Origin of the sequence: Cupriavidus sp. WS (genome assembly GCF_000395345.1) — a bacterium.
Classification (GTDB): Bacteria; Pseudomonadota; Gammaproteobacteria; order Burkholderiales; family Burkholderiaceae; genus Cupriavidus; species Cupriavidus basilensis_B.
The window spans coordinates 1-4,568 of the sequence record NZ_AQPL01000323.1; the positions used below are offsets into that span (position 1 = coordinate 1).

Annotated in this window: 4 protein-coding genes; 2 read left to right on the forward strand and 2 right to left on the reverse strand. The window is 71.8% G+C overall.

The annotated features are described in order from the left end of the window. Window positions 1-146: 146 nt before the first annotated feature. Together K206_RS0124610 and K206_RS0124615 are read right to left on the reverse strand one after the other, a co-directional pair. The gene (locus tag K206_RS0124610; protein WP_020205048.1) at window positions 147-1,202 is read right to left on the reverse strand and encodes an alkene reductase; all 1,056 of its coding nucleotides are present in this window, start codon (window positions 1,200-1,202) and stop codon (window positions 147-149) included. Window positions 1,203-1,286: 84 nt separating this feature from the next. Continuing rightward, window positions 1,287-1,598, reverse strand: coding sequence for a helix-turn-helix transcriptional regulator (locus tag K206_RS0124615; protein WP_020205049.1), 312 nt, complete (start codon window positions 1,596-1,598; stop codon window positions 1,287-1,289). 280 nt (window positions 1,599-1,878) lie between these two features. Between K206_RS0124615 and K206_RS0124620 the strand changes: the two genes are divergently transcribed. Further along, window positions 1,879-3,114 (forward strand): MFS transporter, encoded by a 1,236-nt coding sequence (locus tag K206_RS0124620; RefSeq protein ID WP_020205050.1) that lies wholly within the window; start codon window positions 1,879-1,881, stop codon window positions 3,112-3,114. A gap of 180 nt (window positions 3,115-3,294) precedes the next feature. Continuing rightward, window positions 3,295-4,568 (forward strand): DUF1800 domain-containing protein (locus tag K206_RS39185; protein ID WP_052165983.1); only part of this gene is annotated, 1,274 nt, incomplete at its 3' end.

Sequence of the window (4,568 nt, forward strand, 5' to 3'; positions counted from 1 at the left end):
ATGCGGCCCGCCCCTGTCCGGGACGGGCCGCATGCCGCTGCCGGCGCGCAGTGGCGCCGGCCCCGGCGAAGTCCGCCGGAGCATGGCGAAGCGGCGGCCGGCGGGCGCCGCCCGGCAAGGCCCGGACGGCGCCAGTCCCGCCGCGCTCAGGCGAGCGCGGGGTAGTCGATGTAGCCTTCCGCGCCCGAGTGGTAGAAGGTTTCCGGCTGCGGCGCGTTGAGCGGCGCGTCGGTCTGCAGGCGGCGCGGCAGGTCCGGGTTGGCGATGAACAACTGGCCGAAGGCCACCGCGTCGGCTTCGCCGGCTTCCAGCACGTGCTGCGCCGTGGCCTTGGTCATGCGCTCGTTGGCGATGTAGACGCCGCCGAAGGCCTGCTTCAAGGCCGGGCCCAGGCGGTTGTCGCCGAGCGCCTCGCGCGCGCAGATGAAGGCGATCTTGCGCTTGCCGAGCTCGCGCGCCACGTAGCCGAAGGTGGCGGCCGGGTCGGAGTCGCCCATCGTGTGCGCGTCGCCGCGCGGCGCCAGGTGCATGCCCACGCGCGACGCGCCCCATACCTCGATGCAGGCGTCTGTCACTTCCAGCAGCAGGCGCGCGCGGTTCTCGATGGAGCCGCCGTAGGCGTCGGTGCGCTTGTTGGTGCTGTCCTGCAGGAACTGGTCGAGCAGGTAGCCGTTGGCGCCGTGCACTTCCACGCCGTCGAAGCCGGCGGCCTTGGCGTTCTCGGCGCCGTGGCGGTAGGCGGCGACGATGCCGGGGATCTCGTCGGTTTCCAGCGCGCGCGGCGTGACGTAGGGGCGCTGCGGGCGCACCAGGCTGACGTGGCCCTGGGCGGCGATGGCGCTCGGCGCCACCGGCAGCTCGCCGTCGAGGAAGATCGGGTCGGAGATGCGGCCCACGTGCCAGAGCTGCAGGAAGATGCGGCCGCCGGCGGCGTGCACGGCATCGGTGACGACCTTCCAGCCGGCCACCTGCTCGTCGGACCAGATGCCCGGGGTGTCGGCGTAGCCCACGCCTTGCGGGGTGACGGCGGTGGCCTCGCTCAGGATCAGGCCGGCCGAGGCGCGCTGCACGTAGTACTGCGCCATCAGCGCGTTGGGCACGCGGCCGCCGCCCACCGCGCGCGAGCGCGTCAGCGGCGCCATGATGACGCGGTTGGGCAGGTCGAGGTCGCCAATGCGGATCGGGTCGAAAAGGGTAGTCATGATTGGTCCGGTATCAGGATAGACAGCAGGGTAGACAGGCACCATCGGTGCGGAAAAACTGCGGCGCTCGCGCGCCGCCGGGGTTCAGAGATCGCGGTGCATCCGTGCCAGGAAAGCCTGGATGGTCTGCTCGTCGCGCTTGAAGAAGATCCACTGGCCGACCCGCTTCGACGTCACCAGCCCCGCGCGCTGCAGCGTGGCGAGGTGCGCCGAGACCGTGGACTGCGACAGCCCGGTGCGCGCATCGATCAGGCCCGCGCACACGCCGATGTCGAGCGGGTGGTCCTGCATGGCGAAGTTCGCTTCCGGGTCTTTCAGCCAGTACAGGATGTTGCGCCGCAGCGGGTTGGCGAGGGCCTTGAGGATGGCGTCGATGTCGATGGCGTCGGAGTCCATTGGGGGCGGGTTGGCTGATGGAGGAAACGGCCTGTTTCGTCTTTTGCCGAAACATATATCCGCTTCTCTCAAAATTAATATCGTAACTATACGATATACATCGCAACCTTGCTGGGGAGCCTCCCGCGCCGCTTTTCGCTTCGCTTCTTGCGCCGCTGCTTGCCTTGCTTTCTGCCGCACTTCCCGTGCCGTCGTGTGTATTGCGCATCATCTGGTTGCTTAAGGAAACCATGTTGGCTAGACTCCATCTGGTTTTCTGACGCAACCAGATGGAGTCTCCATGACCATGAACGCCGCCGCGCCGTGCGCGCGCGCTCCCGCCGCGGCGCCGGCCCGCATGGCCCCCGCGCTGGTGTGGCTGTTCGCGCTGGCCTGCGGGCTCAGCGTGGCCAACGTCTATTACGCGCAGCCGCTGCTCGACGCCGTGGCGCGCGAGTTCGGCTTCGCCGAGAGCGCCGTGGGCATCGTGGTGACGGCCACCCAGGCCGGCTGCGCGCTGGCGCTGCTGCTGCTGGTGCCGGTGGGCGACCTGATGGACCGGCGCCGGCTGATCCTGGCGCAACTGCTGCTGCTGGCGGTGGCGCTCGGCGCGGTCAGCCTGGCCGGCACGCGCGCCGCGCTGCTGGCCGGCATGCTGGCCGTGGGCCTGCTCGGCACGGCCATGACGCAGGGGCTGATCGCGTTCGCCGCCACGCTGGCGGCGCCCGACGAGCGCGGGCGCGTGGTGGGCGCCGCGCAGGGCGGCGTGGTGACGGGGCTGCTGGCGGCGCGCGCGCTGGCGGGCGTGCTGGCCGACCTGGCCGGCTGGCGCGCGGTGTACGCCACCTCGGGCGTGCTGGCGCTGCTGCTGTTCGCGGTGCTGGCGCGCCGCCTGCCGCGCCAGGCCATCGCGCCGGCGCGCCTGGGTTACGCGCGCCTGCTCGGCTCGATGTTCGTGCTGCTGCTCGGCGAGCGCACGCTGCAGATCCGCGGCGTGCTCGCCATGCTGATGTTCGCCGCGTTCAGCGCGTTCTGGACCACGCTGGTGCTGCCGCTGAGCGCGCCGCCGCATGCCATGTCGCACACCGCCATCGGCGCCTTCGGCCTGGTGGGCGCGGCCGGCGCGCTGGCCGCGGCGCGCACCGGCCGGCTGGCCGACCGCGGCCTGGGCCAGCGCACCACCGGCGTGGCGCTGGTGCTGCTGCTCGCCTGCTGGCTGCCCCTGGCGCTGGCGCCGCAGTCGCTGTGGCTGCTGGTGGCCGGCGTGCTGGTGCTCGACCTCGCCGGGCAGGCCATCCACGTCACCAACCAGAGCCTGGTGTTCCGCGTGCGGCCCGAGGCGCACGGCCGCCTGGTGGGCTGCTACATGCTCTTCTACGCACTGGGCAGCGGCGCCGGCGCCATCGCGTCGACCCACGTCTACGCGCGGGCCGGCTGGAGCGGCGTATGCGTGCTGGGCGCGGTCATCAGCCTGGCGGCGCTGGTCTTCTGGGCGCTCACGCTGCGCGCCATGCCCGCGCAGGCAGGCCAGCCCTGAGCTGGCGGCGGCCAGGGGAGCGCGGATGGCGGCCGGGGCTTTCGTTTTCCTTGCGGAGCGGGATCCGTTTCCGGGCGTAAAGTCCGGGTAAATCACGGCACGTTCGCGTCAACCGAACCGCGTCCGTCCGCGTCAGAGCGGTGTCACCCACGCGCTCGCGCGAGCCGAGACAGGACCGCCATGCCTCTTCGCTTTCCACGCCTGACGACAACGTTGTACCTGGCCGTGGCCGTCGCGCTGCTGGCCGCCTGCGCGCAAGGCGGCGGCCCGCGGGACGGCGGCGCGTCCGCCGCCGCGCTCGGGCCGGCCGACCTGCACTGGCTCAACAGCGTGACCTTCGGCGCCGACCAGGCCGGCATCGAGCAGCTGCGCAGGCTGGGCCGCGCGCGTTATCTCGACGAGCAGATCGCGGCGCCGGCGCAGGACGGCGGCGAGCTCGCCGCCGCCATCGGCGCGCTGAGCATCGCGCAGCAAAGCGGCGCGCAGCGCCTGAGCGGCGTGCGCGCCGAGCAGCGGCGCATCAACGCGCTCGCCGACGAAGACGAAAAGCAGAAGGCGCGCGAGGCGCTCAACCGCGCCGGCAGCGAGGTGCTGCTCGACACCAGCCGCCGCCACCTGCTGCGCGCGCTCTACTCGCCGGCGCAACTGCGCGAGCAGATGACGTGGTTCTGGATGAACCATTTCAGCGTGTACTCGGGCAAGGGTTCGGTGCGCTGGGTGCTGGCCGACTACGAGGACCGCGCCATCCGGCCGCGCGCGCTCGGCCGGTTCCGCGACCTGCTGATGGCCACCGTGACCGCGCCCGCCATGCTGGAGTATCTGGACAACGCGCAGAGCGCCGCCAACCGCATCAACGAGAACTACGCGCGCGAGCTGATGGAGCTGCACACGCTCGGCGTGTCGGGCGGCGCCAGCGGCTCGCGCTACACGCAGCAGGACGTGCAGGAGCTGGCGCGCGTGCTGACCGGCCTGGGCATCAACGCCAGCGGCGAGCCGCCGAAGCTGCCGCCGCAGAAGCAGGCGCTGTACCGCGCCGATGGCGTGTTCGAGTTCAATCCGAACCGCCACGACTTCGGCGCCAAGACCCTGCTCGGCCACCGCATCGAGCCGTCCGGTTTTCACGAGGTGGAGCAGGCCGTCGACATCCTTAGCCGCGATCCGGCCACGGCGCGCTTCATCTCGGCCAGGATCGCCGCGCACTTCGTCGGCGACGCGCCGCCGCCGGCGCTGGTCGAGCGCATGGCGGCGGCGTTCACCAGGAGCGACGGCGACATCGCCACCGTGCTGCGCACGCTGTTCCTGTCGCCCGAGTTCGATGCCACGCTGGCCTCCGGCACGCGCCGCTTCAAGGACCCGATGCAGTTCGTGGCGTCGTCGCTGCGGCTGGCCTACGACGGCCGCATGGTGGCCAACCTGCGCCCGGCCATCGGCTGGCTCAACCAGCTCGGCGAGCC